The organism is Pseudomonas sp. TWR1-1-4 (assembly GCF_049897165.1).
In the GTDB taxonomy this organism is placed as follows: domain Bacteria; phylum Pseudomonadota; class Gammaproteobacteria; order Pseudomonadales; family Pseudomonadaceae; genus Aquipseudomonas; species Aquipseudomonas canadensis.
Genome location: NZ_JAFCVS010000002.1, coordinates 127,011 through 142,926 on the forward strand (window position 1 = coordinate 127,011; position 15,916 = coordinate 142,926).

Annotated in this window: 17 protein-coding genes and 1 pseudogene; 7 read left to right on the top strand and 11 right to left on the bottom strand. The window is 61.7% G+C overall.

Going from position 1 to position 15,916, the window contains the following annotated elements:
* Nucleotides 1–11: 11 nt before the first annotated feature.
* From glgA to ACP7C6_RS05275, 9 genes and pseudogenes are all read right to left on the bottom strand, one after another.
* A complete protein-coding gene (glgA, locus tag ACP7C6_RS05235) occupies nt 12–1,565 on the bottom strand; it encodes a glycogen synthase GlgA (RefSeq protein WP_073860001.1) in 1,554 nt (517 codons plus the stop codon).
* Between the two features lie 503 nt (nt 1,566–2,068).
* On the bottom strand, nt 2,069–3,022 hold the full coding sequence (locus tag ACP7C6_RS05240; protein ID WP_426108369.1) for a D-2-hydroxyacid dehydrogenase family protein: 954 nt from the start codon (nt 3,020–3,022) through the stop codon (nt 2,069–2,071).
* A gap of 26 nt (nt 3,023–3,048) precedes the next feature.
* Complete coding sequence (locus ACP7C6_RS05245) at nt 3,049–4,050, bottom strand: alpha/beta fold hydrolase (RefSeq protein ID WP_426108370.1); 1,002 nt, start codon at nt 4,048–4,050, stop codon at nt 3,049–3,051.
* Between the two features lie 44 nt (nt 4,051–4,094).
* Complete coding sequence (locus ACP7C6_RS05250; protein ID WP_068932913.1) at nt 4,095–4,538, bottom strand: YqaA family protein; 444 nt, start codon at nt 4,536–4,538, stop codon at nt 4,095–4,097.
* Nucleotides 4,535–4,981 carry a DUF411 domain-containing protein gene (locus tag ACP7C6_RS05255; RefSeq protein ID WP_426108371.1) on the bottom strand — a complete coding sequence of 149 codons (447 nt, stop codon included), beginning with the start codon at nt 4,979–4,981 and terminating at the stop codon, nt 4,535–4,537. Before ACP7C6_RS05255 ends, ACP7C6_RS05250 begins: the two co-directional genes overlap by 4 nt.
* 96 nt (nt 4,982–5,077) lie before the next feature.
* The gene (locus ACP7C6_RS05260) at nt 5,078–5,536 is read right to left on the bottom strand and encodes an SRPBCC family protein (RefSeq protein ID WP_028616285.1); all 459 of its coding nucleotides are present in this window, start codon (nt 5,534–5,536) and stop codon (nt 5,078–5,080) included.
* Nucleotides 5,537–5,617: 81 nt separating this feature from the next.
* Nucleotides 5,618–6,463, bottom strand: a complete 846-nt coding sequence (locus ACP7C6_RS05265) for a methyl-accepting chemotaxis protein (RefSeq protein ID WP_426108601.1) — start codon at nt 6,461–6,463, stop codon at nt 5,618–5,620.
* 15 nt (nt 6,464–6,478) lie between these two features.
* Nucleotides 6,479–7,633 (bottom strand): annotated as a pseudogene (locus ACP7C6_RS05270) (HAMP domain-containing protein); the annotation flags it as partial.
* A gap of 111 nt (nt 7,634–7,744) precedes the next feature.
* Nucleotides 7,745–8,740, bottom strand: coding sequence for an aldo/keto reductase (locus ACP7C6_RS05275; RefSeq protein WP_426108372.1), 996 nt, complete (start codon nt 8,738–8,740; stop codon nt 7,745–7,747).
* A 118-nt stretch (nt 8,741–8,858) separates the two neighbouring features.
* On the opposite strand from ACP7C6_RS05275, the gene ACP7C6_RS05280 reads away from it, so the two are divergent.
* A complete protein-coding gene (locus tag ACP7C6_RS05280; protein WP_426108373.1) occupies nt 8,859–9,770 on the top strand; it encodes a LysR family transcriptional regulator in 912 nt (303 codons plus the stop codon).
* On the opposite strand, the gene ACP7C6_RS05285 is transcribed toward ACP7C6_RS05280, so the two are convergent.
* Complete coding sequence (locus ACP7C6_RS05285) at nt 9,767–10,672, bottom strand: AraC family transcriptional regulator (protein WP_028616281.1); 906 nt, start codon at nt 10,670–10,672, stop codon at nt 9,767–9,769. The two genes, ACP7C6_RS05280 and ACP7C6_RS05285, sit on opposite strands and share 4 nt — an antisense overlap.
* A 102-nt stretch (nt 10,673–10,774) precedes the next feature.
* Between ACP7C6_RS05285 and ACP7C6_RS05290 the strand changes: the two genes are divergently transcribed.
* The 6 genes from ACP7C6_RS05290 to ACP7C6_RS05315 all read left to right on the top strand — a co-directional run bounded on the left by ACP7C6_RS05290 (nt 10,775) and on the right by ACP7C6_RS05315 (nt 15,474).
* Entirely contained in the window at nt 10,775–11,335 is a 561-nt protein-coding gene (locus tag ACP7C6_RS05290; RefSeq protein WP_028616280.1) for a carboxymuconolactone decarboxylase family protein, read from the top strand.
* A gap of 33 nt (nt 11,336–11,368) precedes the next feature.
* Complete coding sequence (locus ACP7C6_RS05295) at nt 11,369–12,430, top strand: acyl-CoA dehydrogenase family protein (RefSeq protein WP_068932921.1); 1,062 nt, start codon at nt 11,369–11,371, stop codon at nt 12,428–12,430.
* Nucleotides 12,427–13,230 (top strand): ABC transporter ATP-binding protein, encoded by an 804-nt coding sequence (locus ACP7C6_RS05300; protein WP_426108374.1) that lies wholly within the window; start codon nt 12,427–12,429, stop codon nt 13,228–13,230. The genes ACP7C6_RS05295 and ACP7C6_RS05300 overlap by 4 nt, the downstream gene beginning before the upstream one ends.
* Nucleotides 13,217–14,416: an ABC transporter substrate-binding protein gene (locus tag ACP7C6_RS05305; protein ID WP_311892539.1), complete on the top strand. Its 1,200-nt coding sequence runs from the start codon at nt 13,217–13,219 to the stop codon at nt 14,414–14,416. The genes ACP7C6_RS05300 and ACP7C6_RS05305 overlap by 14 nt, the downstream gene beginning before the upstream one ends.
* Before the next feature lie 11 nt (nt 14,417–14,427).
* On the top strand, nt 14,428–15,174 hold the full coding sequence (locus ACP7C6_RS05310; protein ID WP_372514809.1) for an ABC transporter permease: 747 nt from the start codon (nt 14,428–14,430) through the stop codon (nt 15,172–15,174).
* A 111-nt stretch (nt 15,175–15,285) separates the two neighbouring features.
* On the top strand, nt 15,286–15,474 hold the full coding sequence (locus ACP7C6_RS05315) for a hypothetical protein (protein WP_010210250.1): 189 nt from the start codon (nt 15,286–15,288) through the stop codon (nt 15,472–15,474).
* A gap of 6 nt (nt 15,475–15,480) precedes the next feature.
* On the opposite strand, the gene ACP7C6_RS05320 is transcribed toward ACP7C6_RS05315, so the two are convergent.
* Nucleotides 15,481–15,861, bottom strand: a complete 381-nt coding sequence (locus ACP7C6_RS05320; RefSeq protein ID WP_068932928.1) for a fe2+ zn2+ uptake regulation protein — start codon at nt 15,859–15,861, stop codon at nt 15,481–15,483.
* Nucleotides 15,862–15,916: the final 55 nt, after the last annotated feature.

Below are 15,916 nucleotides of genomic sequence, written 5' to 3' on the forward strand. Positions count from 1 at the left end.
CCTCCCGTTGATTATTTAGCGGATTTCCCCAAGGCCTTGGCCACAAGCTGTTCGTACAGTTCGGCGTAGGGTTCCACCGCCTGGCTCCAGTTGAACGGTTGCGTCATCGCTCGGCAGCGCATGGCATTGAGCAGGCCAGGGTAGGCAAACACCTTGAACGCGCGGCTCAAGGCTTCTTTGTAACTCTCGACTGTGGATTCATTGAACAGGAAGCCTGTCACGCCATTTTCGATGGTGTCGGCCAAGCCGCCGGTATTACGCGCAACGGGCAGCGAGCCGAAGCGCTGGGCGTACATCTGGCTCAGGCCGCACGGCTCGTAGCGCGATGGCATCAGCAGGAAGTCACTGCCGGCGAACATGCGCCGGGCATCGGTCTCGTTGAAGCCGATACGCACACCGATCTGCCCAGGGAAGCGCAGCGCCAGTTCACGCATGGCGTTTTCTTCTTCCGGCTCGCCGCGACCGATGATCGCGATCTGCCCACCTTGCTCGACAATAAAGCTGGCCACGGCTTCGGTCAGGTCGAGGCCTTTTTGAAACACCAAGCGTGAGACCACGGCGAACAGCGGGCCGGTGGATTCACTCAGGCCAAACAGCTCGCGCACTTGGGCCGCGTTGACCGCTTTGCCTTCCCAGTCGCCGATGTTGAAGTTGTGGGTCAGGTGCGGGTCGGTGGAGGTTTCCCAGCTGTCTTCAATGCCGTTGGGAATGCCGCTGAGCAAGCCTTGCTGGGTCTTGCTGGCAAGAAAGCCATCAAGGCCGCAGCCGAATTCCGGCGTGGTGATTTCCCGGGCGTAGGTGGCGCTCACCGTGGTGATGTGGCTGGAATACGCCATGCCGGCCTTGAGGTACGACATCTTGCCGTAGAACTCCATGCCTTCCTGCTGCAAGGCGTGGGGTGGAATGCCCAGTTCCGGCGTCGAGGCCAGGCTGATCACGCCCTGATAAGCCAGGTTATGAATGGTGAACAGCGTCGGCGTGCGTGACCCACGCCAGTGCATGTATGCCGGCGCCAGGCCAGCGGGCCAGTCGTGGGCGTGCACCAGGTCCGGGCACCAGTGGATTTGCGCAAGGTTGGCGGCCATGTCGGCGGCGGCCAGGCCCAGGCGGGCGAAACGAATGTGGTTGTCCGGCCAGTCGCGGCCGTTATTGGCGCCGTAGGGTGTGCCTTCGCGCTCGTACAGCTCGGGGCAGATCAGGACATAAATGACCAGGCCGTCTTTGAGGTCCATGCGCCCGATCTTGCACGGCGGCAGCGCGGCGTGGCCACCCAGCTCACCGATGATATGGATCGGGTTATCGCTCTCCATCACCTGCGGGTAACCGGGAATCAACACCCGCACGTCGTGCAGGTGGGCCATGGCGCGGGGCAGGGCCGCGGACACGTCGCCCAGGCCGCCGGTTTTCACCAGGTCGGCAAATTCAGAGGTCACGAACAGGACTTTCTTGCGATTAGGATTCTGACTCACGATCGGCCGCACAGTGGTGGGCAGGTCGACCAACGAAGGTCCCCCTACCGGCTGACTGACACGCTCTCCCTGAATATCTACAGCGGCACTGATCATAGTTCTCTCCCACATGTTGGTCGGCTAATGGCCCGCTGCCATTAGCTCCGATGGCCACATCCTGCGGCCAGGCGCACAAGCACTGTACAAACTGGCAAGGCGTATGCCAGTTGCACGGTTAGCCAAAAAAGATTGGATGGACGGGCATTTCGCGTGAACCACGCGTGCACGCCTCACCTTAAAACTGGACCTACGGCAGAGTTGGAAAGTTTCGATTTTTTGCGGGGTTTTTGTTTTCGAACGGACCCATCGGTCATGAGTCTAGGACAGATCCTAGAGCGCGTAGGGTTTCTAGAGGAATTTTGTAGGACAAAAACTTGTAACCATATGCTCTCGTAGAAAACACCGGTATGCAGTGAGTAGGCTTGCCCTGCGCTGGAGTGCGAAGCGCTCCCGACCGGATCTCGACATCAGCGCCGCTTAGCGCCCCAGCGCAGGGCAAGCCTGCTCAACACAAGGTTCAGTGAACACCAAGCGGGTGCGGGTTGCCCTTGAATGGTGCGTCAGCCCAGCACGCGAATGGGCACGCCGCTCGCCCACGCGTGAATATCTTCGATCATCTGCGCGTAAAACTGCCGGTAATTCTGTTCACTCACATACCCCACATGCGGCGTCGCCAGCACATTGGGCAGGCGGCGGAACGGGTGATCCACCGGCAACGGCTCCTCGGCATACACATCCAGCGCCGCTCCCGCCAAGCGACCGTTTTCCAACGCCTGCACCAGCGCCGACTCATCCACAATCGGCCCGCGCGCCGTATTGACCAAGCGAGCGCTTGGTTTCATCCAGCTCAGTGCTTCGGCATCCACCAACCCACGGCTGCGGTCGCTGAGCACCAGGTGGACGGTGAGAATATCCGCCTGTTCAAACAACGCTTGCTTGCTGACCCAGGTCACGCCCGATTCCGCCGCGCGTTCCGGCGTGAGGTTTTCACTCCAGGCAATCACCCGCATGCCGAACGCCTGGGCAAACCGCGCCACTTTCTGGCCGATGCTGCCGAGGCCGAGAATGCCCAGGGTCTTGCCATGCAGGTCACCGCCCAGGCCAATCTGCCAGTGGCCGGCGCGCAAGGAGTTGGCCTCGGCCAGCAGATTGCGGGTGGAGGCCATGATCAGCGCCCAGGTCAATTCCGGCGCAGCGTGTTTATAGCTGTCGGTGCCGCAGACCGTGATGCCCAGCGCCTTGGCCGCAGGAATGTCGATGGCCGCGTTGCGCATGCCGCCAGTGACCAGCAATTTAAGTTTGGGCAGACCTTGCAGCAGGGTCTTGTCGAAGGTCGAGCGTTCGCGCATCACGCAAATCACCTCGAAGCTCTGCAAACGCTCGATCATGGCGACGGTATCGGCCGGGTAATCGTGCAGGAAATGCACCTGGCCCACGGCCTCAAGCACCGACCAATCCACCACGCCACTGGCCACATTCTGCCAATCATCAATGACTGCAATCTGTACCGACATTCACGAGTGCCTCGAAAAAGGTTGGATTAAAGGGCGTTCAAACCCTGCAGCAGCGCTTTATGAAACTGGGCCGGTTCCTCCATCTGCGGTGCATGCCCCAAGCCCGGGAACTCCACCAGGGTTGCATGGGGAATCAACTTGGCCACTTGCTTGCCCAGCACGGCATAGTTGCCGAGCTTGGCCTTGACTGCCGGCGGCGCAACGTCCTTGCCAATAGCGGTGTTATCGGATGTGCCGATCAGCAGCAGTGTGGGCATTTGCAGGTTCTTGAACTCGTAGTACACCGGCTGGGTGAAGATCATGTCGTAAATCAACGCCGAGTTCCATGCGACCAGGGTATGCCCCGGGCCGTTGCTCAGGCCGGCGTACATGTCTACCCAACGCTCGTACTCGGGCTTCCAGCGTCCGACGTAATAGGTGTTGAGTTGGTAGTTGCGAATGCCGTCGGCGCTGACTTTCAGTTCACGCGCATACCATTGGTCGACGGTGAGCGACGGCACGCCCAGCGCCTTCCAGTCTTCCAGGCCAATCGGGTTGACCATCGCCAGCTGTTCGGTCTGCTCGGGGTACATCAGCGCATACCGGGTGGCGAGCATGCCACCGGTGGAATGGCCAATAACGGTGGCCTTTTGAATGCCGAGTTTTTCCAGCAGTTGATGGGTGTTGGTCGCCAACTGCTGGAAACTGTATTGATAATGGTCGGGCTTGCTGGAGCTGCAGAAACCAATCTGGTCCGGCGCAATGACCCGGTAACCGGCGTCGCTCAGGGCCTTGATCGAGCCTTCCCAGGTGGCGCCGCAGAAGTTCTTGCCGTGCATCAGCACCACGCTGCGGCCGTTGGCCTGCCCTTTGGCGGGCACGTCCATATAGCCCATTTGCAGGGACTTGCCCTGGGATTGAAAGTCGAAATGCTTGAGTGGATAGGGGTATTCAAAGCCTTGCAGCTCGGGGCCATAGGTGGCAGCGAAGACGGGTGCGGTACTGGCGGCGAGCAGGCCGGCGATGCAAAAAGCGCGGATCAGAGGCATTGGCAAGGCTCCGGGAAGGGTGCTCGGATGCTGTTGCGGGGCGATTAACTGGGGATTAACACCCAGTGCAAGGTCACGGCAGCGAGTGCGCCATAACGCAGGCTTTTGGCCAGGGTCACCAGCAGCAAAAAACGCCACAACGGCTCGCGCATCACCCCAGCGACCAACGTCAGCGGGTCGCCAATGATCGGCACCCAACTGAGCAGCAACGTCCAATGACCCCAGCGCTGGTAATGGTTACGAGCCTTGTCCAACTGCTTGTCACTGACGGGAAACCAGCGCCGCCCCTTGAAGTGCTCAACCCAACGCCCCAACCACCAGTTCACCACGGAGCCCAGCACATTGCCCAGCGTGGCAGCGCCCAGCAGCAGCCACAGGCTGTAATGCCCGCTGAGCAGCAGGCCCACCAGCACGGCTTCCGACTGCAGAGGCAACAGCGTCGCGGCGCCAAACGCCGCGAAGAATAACCCTAGATAGCCGGCGATCATTGCGCCGGGTATTGCGCCACCACCACGTCTGTGCCTTCACGGGTCAGGCCGATGACTTGATAGGCCTCGCTGCGGCCTTCGACTTCCATGCCCGGTGAGCCCATGGGCATGCCCTGCGCGGCGAGGCCCAGCAGGTCATCGCGGTTGCGCAACGCCAGCACCTGTTCGGCGGGCACGTGGCCTTCGACGAACTTGCCGTCGATCACGGCGGTGTGACACGAACCCAGGCGCGGCGCCACGCCCAGGCGTTGCTTGACGGCGCTCATGTCGGCTTCGACGTGGTCATTGACCTTGAAACCGTTGCTTTCCAGGTGACTGATCCATTTTTTGCAGCAACCGCAGTTGGCGTCACGGTGCACGTCGATGGGAATCAGGTCGGCGGCCTGGGCCAGGGTGGTGGTGAACAGGGCTGACAGCAGGGCCAGGCGCAATGTGGTTTTCATAGGAACTCGCGTGTAGAGAGGGCCGTTGGGATGGCGGCGATCATGACGCTGTCATCGCAGGCAAGCCAGCGCCTACCGATTGGGAATGTTTCCAAATTATACGAAGGGAGGGTTTTCCAAGCGGTGCTTGAGCTGGTCCAGGGCAATGGTCGACAACTCGATCATGCGTTCATGCAAGGTGGCCAGTTGCAGCTCGGTCTCGTAGGTCAGCACCCGCTTGAACAGCGTGCCTCCCTGATGAGGCAGCAGGTAGTAGTGAATGGAGCCATCAACGGCCAGGGAGGTGAACACCGTCTTGAACTCGCCAGGGCGCCGGGCGATCTGCACGCGGTAACTCATGGGCACGCGCACCCCCAGCAAGTCAATGAACTCGGTAAAACGTGCACCGGCAGGCAATGAACCGGCGTTGCCGGTATCGGCGCTGAGGGACGTGGGGTGCCATTCGTGCCAGCGATCCGGTTGGGTCACATACTCGTAGACGGCTTCGATAGGGGCTCGGATAAAGCGTTCCTGACTGATCCGCTCCAAACGGACCGACTGCTCGGCAGCTCGCATGGCACACCTCCTGTGTTGCGACTAGGAGCTGTCAGAATAGTCCCACTCCCGCACATTGCACGGGAGTGTTTCAGCCGTTTATCAGCGAACCTTGAATCGACCCATCAAGGCAATCACCCGGCCATTCGCCTCCAGCAGGCTTTGGGTATTGGTTTCGGTGGCATGGCCGCTCTGCACCAGTTCTTCGACCATTTGTCGGATCTGCACCATGCTGCGGTTGATCTCCTCGGTCACCGCGCTCTGCTGCTCGGCCGCCGTGGCGATCTGGGTGCTGAGGTTGTTGATATGGCTGACCGAACCGGCCATTTCATCCAGGCCAGTGTTTACCCGTGCCGTGGCATCCGCCGCCGACTGGCAACTGGCCTGGGTGTTTTCCATGGCGGCCACCGAGGAGCTGACGCCCTCGGTCAGGCGCGTGAGCATGTCGTTGATCTGCGAGGTGCTGGCCTGGGTGCGGGCAGCCAGCGCACGCACTTCATCGGCCACCACCGCAAAGCCCCGGCCTTGCTCGCCAGCACGCGCGGCTTCAATCGCCGCGTTGAGGGCGAGCAGGTTGGTCTGGCCGGCAATCGCACCAATCACTCCGAGGGTTTCAGTGATGCGTGCGGCGTCCTGGCGCATGTTTTCCACGCTGTGGGTGGCGCTGGACACTTCGCCGATCAAGGCGCTGACGCTGGTGGATGCTTCACCCACCACCACGCGGGAGCGGTCGGCATGCTCGTTGGCGCGCTGGGTGAACGCGGCGGTTTCGGCGGCGTTTTGCGCGACGGTGTCGGCGGTGGAACTCATTTCGGTGATGGCGGTGACCGTCTGATCGGTCTCCGAGGCATGTCGCACCAGGATCTGGTTGGTGTGCGCCGAGGTCCGTTGCAGTTGCTCAAGGCTCGACGACATGGCGCCGGTGGCCTGGGTCACTTCACCAATCATGTTCTGCAGGTAGACGATAAAACGGTTCACTGAGTGGCCAATGGCGCCTAGCTCGTCTTCGGCACGGATGGTGATGCGTCGCGTCAGGTCGGCATCGCCGGCAGACAGCGCGTCGATATTGGATTTCAGCGACTTCATGCGCTGCACCAGTTGGCGGATCGCATACACCGCGAGCAGCACCAGCAGCAACACCATGGGGATTTGCAGCAGGGCCAGAGTGCCGAGTACGTCATCGCGCTGTGCAGTGATCAACGAGGTGGGCAGGGCGGTGGCGAGGAACCACGGCGTGCCACCGATCGGGCGCATATAGAAAGTGCTGGCCACGCCCTGATTGTCGAACTCGCTACGCTGCAGCGCCTGGTCTCGATTGGTCAGGGCCTTGCTGACCTGGGCGGCAAACGCCGAGGTGCCGGTGAGTTCGCTGATGTTTTTCAACACCACCGGGCCGCTGATGCGCGAACTGTTGCTGATGATCTTGCCGTCGCCCTCGACGATCAGCATTTGCCCGCCGATGTCTTTTTCTTTACTGGCTACCAAGTCATTAAAGAAGCCCAGGGTCACGTCGATGGTGGCGACGCCGTACGGCACGCCGTCGCGCTGGATTGCCATGGCGCAGTTGGTGCGTGGCTCCTGGCTGGCGTCGTCCTTATAAGCGGCCGCCCAGGCGCACTGGCCACGCGGGGAGGCCAGGCCGCCTTTGTACCAGCTCTGGTCGTAATAGTTGGGGGCGGGGTCGCTGTTCCAGAAAGTGTTGACTGCCAGTTTGCCCGAAGCATCCCGGTGCCAGAACGTGCTGTGCTTGTTGCGCCCCGGTGTGCGCTGGTTGGGCAGCGGCCAGATCCCGCCACCGAAGACTTTCAGCTCGCCGTACTGGTCGACCAGGCCAGGCAGGACCTTGTCGATGGCATCGCTGTCGAGCAACGGGATGGTCTGGGTGATGCTGCGTTGCTGGGACTGAACCTTGTTCAGCTCGCCCTGGATCTGCTCAGCCACCTCGGCGATGCGGTTGAGCACCACCTGTTCTTCGGTGTGACGCAGCGTGGGCGCGACCAACTGGCCGATGCCCACCACGGTCAACACAAATAACACCAGGACGAACAGCACCAGGAACAGGGTATAGCGGGCTTGGATGGAGCGCAGTGGGGGCATGGGGTCGTCCTTACGAAGCATTTATGACCGACGCGGCTTTGTTGGAGCTTCGTCGGGCTATCGGCTTGGCGAGGAGGAGCTTTAGGTACGGTCGTGCAAGAAAACGAGCGCCTGGTGAGGGCGCTCCTTCGGTCAGATATCCAGCATGGCCATTACCGCTTCCGGGTAACGCAGGCCGGCGGTTGCCTCGACAGGGAAGATCGCTTCCAGCGCCGCCAGTTCTGCCGGGCTGAGGCTGATCGCGAGGGCGGCAACGTTCTCTTCCAGGTACTTGCGCTGCTTGGTGCCGGGAATCGGAATAATGAAGTCACCCTGCGCCAGTACCCAGGCCAGCGCGAGTTGACCGGCACTTACGCCTTTGTCGGCGGCCAGTGCCTGCACTCGCTTGACCAGTTCCAGGTTCTTGCCGAAGTTTTCGCCCTGGAAACGCGGGCTGAAGCGGCGGTAGTCATCGGCACTGAAATCATCCGGGCTTTGCAGCGCGCCGGTCAGGAAGCCGCGACCCAAAGGGCTATAAGGCACAAAAGCAATACCCAGACGTTGACAGGCGGCGAGGCAGCCGTTGTGTTCCTGATCGCGGCTCCACAGCGAATATTCGCTTTGCAGGGCGCTGATCCGATGCACCTTGTGGGCGCGCTCCAGGGTGGCGGCGGACGCTTCGCTCAGCCCCAGGTAACGCACTTTGCCCTGCTGCACCAACTCGGCCATGGCGCCGACGGTTTCTTCGATGGCGACATCCGGGTCGATGCGGTGCTGGTAGTACAGGTCCAGTGTGTCGACGCCGAGGCGTTGCAGCGTGCCGTCAATCGCCTTGCGAATGTACTCGGGGCGACCGTTGACGCCACGCAACGCCGGGTTGGCCGGGTCGCGCACGATGCCGAATTTGCTGGCCAGGAACACCTGGTCACGTTTACCCGTGATGGCTTTGCCGATCAGTTCTTCATCGGTGTGCGGGCCGTAGATGTCGGCGGTATCCAGAAAGTTGACACCGAGTTCCAACGCGCGGTGCAGGGTCGCGGTGGCTTCCCGGGTGTCGCTGCCGGGCGTGTAGAAATCGCTCATGCCCATGCAGCCGAGGCCGATGGCGGAAATGAGGGGACCGTTGGTACCGAGTGGACGGGTGTGCATGGGGTCAGCTCCTGGTTGGGAAGGCCTGCATTGTCACGCTCGACAAAATCGGGATAAACCGGCTAAAAGCACTAACACTATTCGGTATTTCTAAATAATCAGCTCAAGGAGCCGGCGCTTGGACCGTTTCAACGCGATGCGCGTGTTCACCCGGATCGTCGAACTGCGGGGCTTTGCCAAGGCCGCCGACAGCCTGCAACTGCCCCGTGCCTCGGTGACGGTGCTGATCAAGCAATTGGAGGCGCACCTCGGCGTGCAACTACTGCAACGCACTACACGGCAGGTTAGCCCGACACTGGATGGCGCCGCGTATTACCAGCGCTGTGTGCAATTGCTGTCGGACCTTGAGGAAACTGAAGCGGTGTTTTCCGCCAGTCGGCAGAGCCCACGTGGCACGTTGAGCATTGATATGCCGGCGGGTATTGGCCGGTATCTGGTGATACCCGCACTGCCCACGTTCACTGCCCTGTATCCGCAGATTGAGTTGGAAATCGGCTTGAATGACCGGCCGGTGGACCTGATCCGTGAAGGCGTCGATTGTGTGCTGCGCGGTGGCCTGGCGCTGGACGATTCGCTGGTGGCGCGGCCGCTGGCGATGATGGATCAAATCACCCTGGCCAGCCCCGCTTACCTCGACCGTATGGGGGTGCCCGACACGCTCGACGACTTAGCCCACCATCAGATGGTCGAATACGTCTCGGCCGCCAGCGGCAAACGGTTTGGCTTGGAGTTTCTACTCTCCTCCCAATTGCGCACGCTCAATTTGCCAAAGGTGGTCGCAGTCAACAGCGCCGACGGCTACTTCTGCGCTTGCGAAGCAGGCTATGGGTTGATCCAGGCGCCGTACTATCACGCCAGACAACGACTGGCCCAAGGCACCCTGGTGGAAGTACTGCCCCGGTTTGCCGTGCCGACAATGGCCTTGACGGCGCTGTACCCGCCGCACCGCCAACTGTCCCAACGCGTGCGGGTGTTTGTGGATTGGCTGGTCGAACTCTGCGCCACCCCCGGCACCGGTTTGCGACGCTAAGCCTGTGCCTTTCGATAGGCCCCAGGCTGTTGCCCCGTCACCTTGTGAAACGCCCGGGTAAACGCCGCCACTGACTGATAACCCACCGCCAGCGCGACATCCGCCACCGTCTGGTCCTGCTTGAATAACTGGCAGGCATGGCGCATGCGCATCATCAGCAGCACCTGGCCCGGTGACTGCCCGCACAGTTCATTGAAGCGCTTGAAAAACGCCGAACGCGACAGCCCGGTACAGGCGGCCATGCTTTCCAGAGTCCAGGCATCGGCCGGGTGCGCGATCAACTGTTCCAGCAAACCGGCAAACGCCGGCTGCCGACCCAGCGCCGCCAGGCCGCCCAGTTCGCTGTTGTCCAGCACCTGTTGGCGCAGTACATACAGAAACAGCAGGTGGCAAAGCCGTTCCAGCAAGGCCGAAGAGGGCGCAGGCAGGCGCTGGCATTCTTGCAGGATCAGTTCGAACAGGTTACGCGCGGCGGTCAGTGAGGGATCGCCCGCCCGTAGGATGATCCACGCGGGCAGGGTGTCGACGATCATCGCTGACAATCCCGACTGGAAGTGAAAGAACCCACACACCAGGCCGACGCCATCGCTGGCGGCGCTGTCCAGGGGCACCATTGGCACACGCGGGCATTCCTGCGCACCCACCGCCGTGGGCTCGCCGGAGAGGCGATATTCAAGGTCGCGCAGCAGGAACACCGCATCGCCGTTGTCGAGGCGATGAGGCGTGGCGTCGCCATCGATATGCAGCCAGCACTGGCCCTGCACGATCAGGTGGAAACTCGCGCTCGCCAGGCCATGGGTGCTCGCATGCCAGTCGCCGCAATAACGACCTACATGGAATAGGCTGGTGTCGAGTTCGAGGCTGTCTAATAACCAATCGACAAGTGCACTGGACGAATTCATCTAATGGAAAGACTCAAGAGCAAGTAATCGCTACTTTAGACTATTGAGGCGATTTTTTATAACCAACAGACTGGATACACGAACCCATCAGGAGACTGCTCCATGTCCCGTGTACCCTTGCTCACCCCTGAAACCGCGCCGGAAGCGGCCAAGCCTTTCCTGGAAAACGCGCTGAAAGGCTCGGGCTTCATCCCCAATTTGCTTGCGGTGCTGGCCAATGCGCCGGCCGCGCTGGAAACTTACATCACCGTCTCCGCTTTGAACGCCAAATCCGAACTCGGCCTGGCCGACCGCGAAGTGGTGCAACTGATTGCCGCCACCACCCACGGCTGCGATTTCTGCGTGGCCGGCCACACCGCCGTGGCGCGTAACAAAGCCAAGTTGCCGGAAGCCGTCATCGAGGCCCTGCGTCAACGCGGCGAGTTGCCCAATGCCCGCTATGAAACCCTGGCTGCCTTTACCCGCGAAGTGATCGCCACCCGGGGTGATGTGAGCGATGCGGGCTATGACGCATTCCGCGCCGTCGGTTACACCGAAGGCCAGGCCCTGGAAGTGATTCTGGGCGTCAGCCTGGCAACCCTGTGCAACTTCGCTAACGTGTTTGCTCGTACCCCGCTGAACCCCGAGCTGGCGCAATACCGTTGGGAAAAACCCGCAAGCTGAAGTTGGCCCACCCGCTGTAAAGGAGAAACAGGAATGCTTGACCCCATCTTGAGCCGTTGGCTCGACATCCAGGCGCAGGCCTTGGACGTGGGCAGTTGCGATCCACAGGAAGTGCTGCCGCGGCTGGCAGAGGCCAACGTGTTGCGCATCGGCGTGCCGGCTCAACTGGGCGGCCTGGGCGGCGATGTGGCTGGCGCCGTGGAGGCCATCGCCAATGTCGCCAGCCATTCCCTGGCGGCGGCGTTCGTGTGCTGGGGCCAGCGCTCGTTTATCGAGTATTTGCTGCAGAGTCCGAATGCGCGGCTGCGTGAACAGCTGTTGCCGGATTTGCTCAGCGGCAAGTTGGCGGGGGCGACAGGACTGTCAAATGCGATGAAGTTCTTGTCGGGCATTGAGACCCTGCAGATCAGTGCCGAACCGTCCAACGATGGCTGGACCCTCAACGGTCGCCTGCACTGGGTGACCAACCTGCGACGGAACGGTTTTGTCGCGGCGGCGGCCATCGAACTGGCGGAGGGTGGCGCGCCGTTTATCCTGGCCATTCCGGACTCGGTGGCGGGCTTGCAGCGCTCTCGCGACCTGGAACTGCTCGGCTTGCAGTCAAGCAACACCGCCGCCCTGGATTTGCTTGGCGTGGAGCTGAGCCGCGATTGGCTGCTGCATGAAGACGCACGCACATTCCTGCCGGCGGTGCGCCCGGCGTTCCTGGGCCTGCAGTGCGGGATGTCCATCGGGTTGGCACGTCGTTCCCTGGCGGAAGTCGCCAACCATCTGGGCGCGACCCGTACGGTACTGCGCGAAGAACTGGAAACCCTGCGCGTGACCCTGGATCACTTGGTCCGCGACTTGAAAAGCGGTCTGCTTGCCGGGCGTTTCGCCGCCGAACCGGTGCCGCTGTTCAAGCTGCGCATCGCCCTGGCGGAGACTGCTGCCAGCGCCGTGCAACTGGAGTTGCAGGCCAGCGGCGGCAAGGCCTATCTCACCGCCCACGGCAATGGTTTTGCGCGACGTTGGCGTGAGTCGGCGTTTGTGCCGATCGTGACCCCAAGCCTGGTGCAATTGCGCACTGAACTGCAGCGTCAGGCCAACCTATGACCAGTGCCGTACTGAGTGCCCAGGGGATTTGCCTGGGCTATGCCAGCGGGCCGGTGTTACAGCACTTCGACCTGCACTTGCAACCCGGTGAAGTGGTGTCGATCCTCGGTCCCAGCGGCGTGGGCAAGTCCAGTCTGTTGCGCGTCCTCGCCGGTTTGCAGGCACCGCAAGGCGGCAGTGTGCGCGTGTTGGGCGAGCCCTTGAAGGGTCCCCATCCACGCGTGGCGGTGGCGTTCCAGGACCCGAGTCTGTTGCCCTGGCTAAGCCTGGAAAAGAACGTCGCCTTTGGCCTGGATTTCGCCCGGCAACCCCATTTGAGCGCTGACGAGCGCCGCCAGCGCGTCGACCACGCCATTGCCGCCGTCGACCTGGAGCATGCGCGCCAGCAATTCCCGGCGCAGCTGTCCGGCGGCATGGCCCAGCGCACCGCATTGGCCCGTTGCCTGGCGCGCCAGCCTCAGGTGCTGTTGCTGGATGAACCCTTCGGCGCCCTGGACGAAGTGACCCGCGCCGACATGCAACACCTGCTGCTCAAGGTCAACCGCGAACAGGGTTCGGCGGCGGTGCTGATCACCCATGACATTGACGAAGCGCTGCTGCTGTCCGACCGCATCCTGCTACTGGGCAACCGCCCGGCGCGGACGTTGGGCGAATGGCTGATCGACCTGCCGCAACCCCGCGAAGAACAGGTGGAAGCCATCGGCGCGCTGCGCATCGAGATCCTTAAAACCTTACGGCAGGCGAGCCGCCCTCAACCCAACCCCCTTGATCTGCTGGAGCCTGCCCATGTGCCTGGATGACCTGACCCATTCGCGCCGCGACTTTCTCAAACTCTCCGCCGTACTCAGCGCCGCCGGTGCGTTGCCGCTGCTCAGCAGTTTGCAAGCCCGCGCCGCCAGCGAGCCGGATGCGCCGGTGCGCATCGGCTACCTGCCGATCACCGACGCTACGCCGTTGTTGGTGGCGCACAACAATGGCCTGTTCGACGCTGAAGGCATCAAGGCTGAGCGCCCGGTGTTGCTGCGCAGTTGGGCGCAGGTGATCGAGGCGTTCATCTCGGGCCAGGTCAATGTGATTCACCTGCTATCTCCCATGACTGTATGGGCACGTTACGGCAGCAAGGTCCCGGCCAAGGTGGTGGCCTGGAACCATGTGGGCGGTTCGGGCCTGACCGTGGCGCCGGGCATCACGGACGTGAAACAGCTGGGCGGCAAATCGGTGGCGATTCCGTTCTGGTATTCGATCCATAACGTGGTGGTGCAGCAGTTGTTCCGCGACAACGGCCTCACGCCAGTGGCGCGGGCGGCGGGCAGTGCGATTGCGGCCAATGAGGTCAACCTGATCGTGTTGCCGCCTTCGGACATGCCGCCGGCCCTGGCCAGCCAGCGCATCGATGGGTATATCGTCGCCGAGCCGTTCAATGCCCTGGCGGAAAACCTCAAGGTTGGCCGCGTGCAGCGCTTTACCGGCGACGTGTGGCGCAACCACGCGTGCTGCGTGGTGTTCATGCACGAGCACGACTTAACGAATCGCCCGGACTGGTCGCAGAAGGTGGTGAACGCCATCGTCAAGGCGCAGGTCTGGACTCGCGACAACCGCGAAGAGGCGGTGAAGTTGCTGTCCAAGGACGGCCCGAATCGCTACACCCCGCATGCCGAGCCGGTATTGAGCAAAGTACTCGCACCCGCCGCAACTGACCGTGCCGCCTACCTGGCAGACGGTGCGATCCAACACGGCAATTGGGATGAACACCGTATCGACTTTCAACCTTATCCATTCCCCAGCTACACCGAGGAGTTGGTACGGCGTTTGAAAGACACGCTGATCGAGGGCGACAAGAAATTCCTCGCTGACCTCGACCCGGCGTTCGTCGCCAAGGACCTGGTGGACGACCGCTTCGTGCGCAACGCCATCGAGGCCGTGGGCGGCATGAAGACCTTTGGTTTGCCGGACGGCTATGAGCGGCATGAGGAGATCGGCGTTTGAACAACCGTGAAATCCCGGGCTGGTTGCTCGGGTTGAGTGGCTTGGCGGGGTTGCTGTTGCTCTGGTGGCTGGGGGTGAAGGTGTTTGGCGCGACGGAGGGGTTGTCTGCGCGTTTTTCCCTGGCCGCCACCTTCAGTAGCCTGTGGGAATTGCTGGGGCGCGGTGAGCTGTATGTGCATATTGCTGTGAGCCTGAAGCGCATTTTTGTCGGGTTGTTCCTGGCGTTGTTGGTAGGCGTTCCGTTGGGGCTGCTGGTGGGCAGTTCGCGCAAGCTGGAAGCGGCGACCACGCCGGCCTTTCAGTTCCTGCGCATGATCTCGCCGCTGTCGTGGATGCCCATCGTGGTGATGCTGATGGGGGTAGGGGATCAGCCGATCTATTTCCTGCTGGCGTTTGCCGCCGTGTGGCCGATCATGCTCAATACCGCTGCCGGCGTGCGGCAGTTGGACCCGCGCTGGCTACAGCTGAGCAGCAGCCTGAGTGCGACGCGCTGGGAGACCTTGCGCCGGGTGATCATTCCTGGAGTGGTCGGGCACGTGCTGACCGGCGTGCGTTTGGCCATCGGTATCTTGTGGATCGTGCTGGTGCCATGCGAAATGCTCGGGGTCAGTGCCGGGCTGGGCTACTACATCCTCGACACCCGTGATCGGCTGGCCTACTCGGAGCTGATGGCGATGGTGCTGCTGATCGGGTTGCTGGGCTTTGCGCTGGATGCCTTGGCGCGTTGGCTGCACCAGCGTTGGGTGCACGCCGGTTGATTGGTCGAGCCAAAGTTTTTCATCGCCTGTAACATGAGCGCCTGTCGGACCTGTTCGCCCTTGCGCGTAGGACAGGTTCGACGCTTCATTTTCAAGGTTCAGGAACCCGTCATGACACAAAAGCAGCGTTTGAAATATTCGATTCTGATTGCCCTGGCCGTACTGGCGACGATGTTTGGCCTGTCCTATTTGCAGAACACCGGGGTTATCAGTGAGAAGACATTCCAGACCATCGCCATTGCCGTCGCAGTGGTCGTGGTGGTGATCAACGGCATCATGCGCCGCAAGGTCAAGCTATAAGGGCGATCAGGCTCGGCCTTCGAGCACCTTGGCAGCCTCTTCATGGAGGCTGTAGCTTTTATCCGCATTGAGGGTGATCACGCCCTCGCTGCACAGGCGCTTGAGCACCTCGCGCACGCTGAGAAACGACAACGGGATGCCCAGCTCCAGCAGATGACTGTGCACACCGCGTACCCCGAGGGTGCGCCTGTTGTCGGCGGCGGTGAGCAGGGCGTCGATGACCTTCAGCCGGATCAGGCTGGTGCGCAAGCCAAAACACTTGAGCAGGTGGCGGATACGCTGGTTGCCTTGTTGTTCGGGCGCTTTGCCGAACGCTTGTGCGCCGTTGCCGAAACTGGCCTCGGCAGCCGGTGAATGTCCATCCGTGGGCACTTGCGGGTTGTACATGCAAAAACTCCTTATCAGAGCCTGATCAGGAAAAAATGAGCGCTCTTAGTTGATA

What these genes read in the sequence shown, in the direction of transcription:
- glgA (WP_073860001.1), bottom strand. Translation starts at nt 1,565, where the DNA reads ATGATCAGTGCCGCTGTAGATATTCAGGGAGAGCGTGTCAGTCAGCCG.
- ACP7C6_RS05240 (WP_426108369.1), bottom strand. Translation starts at nt 3,022, where the DNA reads ATGTCGGTACAGATTGCAGTCATTGATGATTGGCAGAATGTGGCCAGT.
- ACP7C6_RS05245 (WP_426108370.1), bottom strand. Translation starts at nt 4,050, where the DNA reads ATGCCTCTGATCCGCGCTTTTTGCATCGCCGGCCTGCTCGCCGCCAGT.
- ACP7C6_RS05250 (WP_068932913.1), bottom strand. Translation starts at nt 4,538, where the DNA reads ATGATCGCCGGCTATCTAGGGTTATTCTTCGCGGCGTTTGGCGCCGCG.
- ACP7C6_RS05255 (WP_426108371.1), bottom strand. Translation starts at nt 4,981, where the DNA reads ATGAAAACCACATTGCGCCTGGCCCTGCTGTCAGCCCTGTTCACCACC.
- ACP7C6_RS05260 (WP_028616285.1), bottom strand. Translation starts at nt 5,536, where the DNA reads ATGCGAGCTGCCGAGCAGTCGGTCCGTTTGGAGCGGATCAGTCAGGAA.
- ACP7C6_RS05265 (WP_426108601.1), bottom strand. Translation starts at nt 6,463, where the DNA reads ATGATTGGTGAAGTGACCCAGGCCACCGGCGCCATGTCGTCGAGCCTT.
- ACP7C6_RS05275 (WP_426108372.1), bottom strand. Translation starts at nt 8,740, where the DNA reads ATGCACACCCGTCCACTCGGTACCAACGGTCCCCTCATTTCCGCCATC.
- ACP7C6_RS05285 (WP_028616281.1), bottom strand. Translation starts at nt 10,672, where the DNA reads ATGAATTCGTCCAGTGCACTTGTCGATTGGTTATTAGACAGCCTCGAA.
- ACP7C6_RS05290 (WP_028616280.1), top strand. Translation starts at nt 10,775, where the DNA reads ATGTCCCGTGTACCCTTGCTCACCCCTGAAACCGCGCCGGAAGCGGCC.
- ACP7C6_RS05295 (WP_068932921.1), top strand. Translation starts at nt 11,369, where the DNA reads ATGCTTGACCCCATCTTGAGCCGTTGGCTCGACATCCAGGCGCAGGCC.
- ACP7C6_RS05300 (WP_426108374.1), top strand. Translation starts at nt 12,427, where the DNA reads ATGACCAGTGCCGTACTGAGTGCCCAGGGGATTTGCCTGGGCTATGCC.
- ACP7C6_RS05305 (WP_311892539.1), top strand. Translation starts at nt 13,217, where the DNA reads ATGTGCCTGGATGACCTGACCCATTCGCGCCGCGACTTTCTCAAACTC.
- ACP7C6_RS05315 (WP_010210250.1), top strand. Translation starts at nt 15,286, where the DNA reads ATGACACAAAAGCAGCGTTTGAAATATTCGATTCTGATTGCCCTGGCC.
- ACP7C6_RS05320 (WP_068932928.1), bottom strand. Translation starts at nt 15,861, where the DNA reads ATGTACAACCCGCAAGTGCCCACGGATGGACATTCACCGGCTGCCGAG.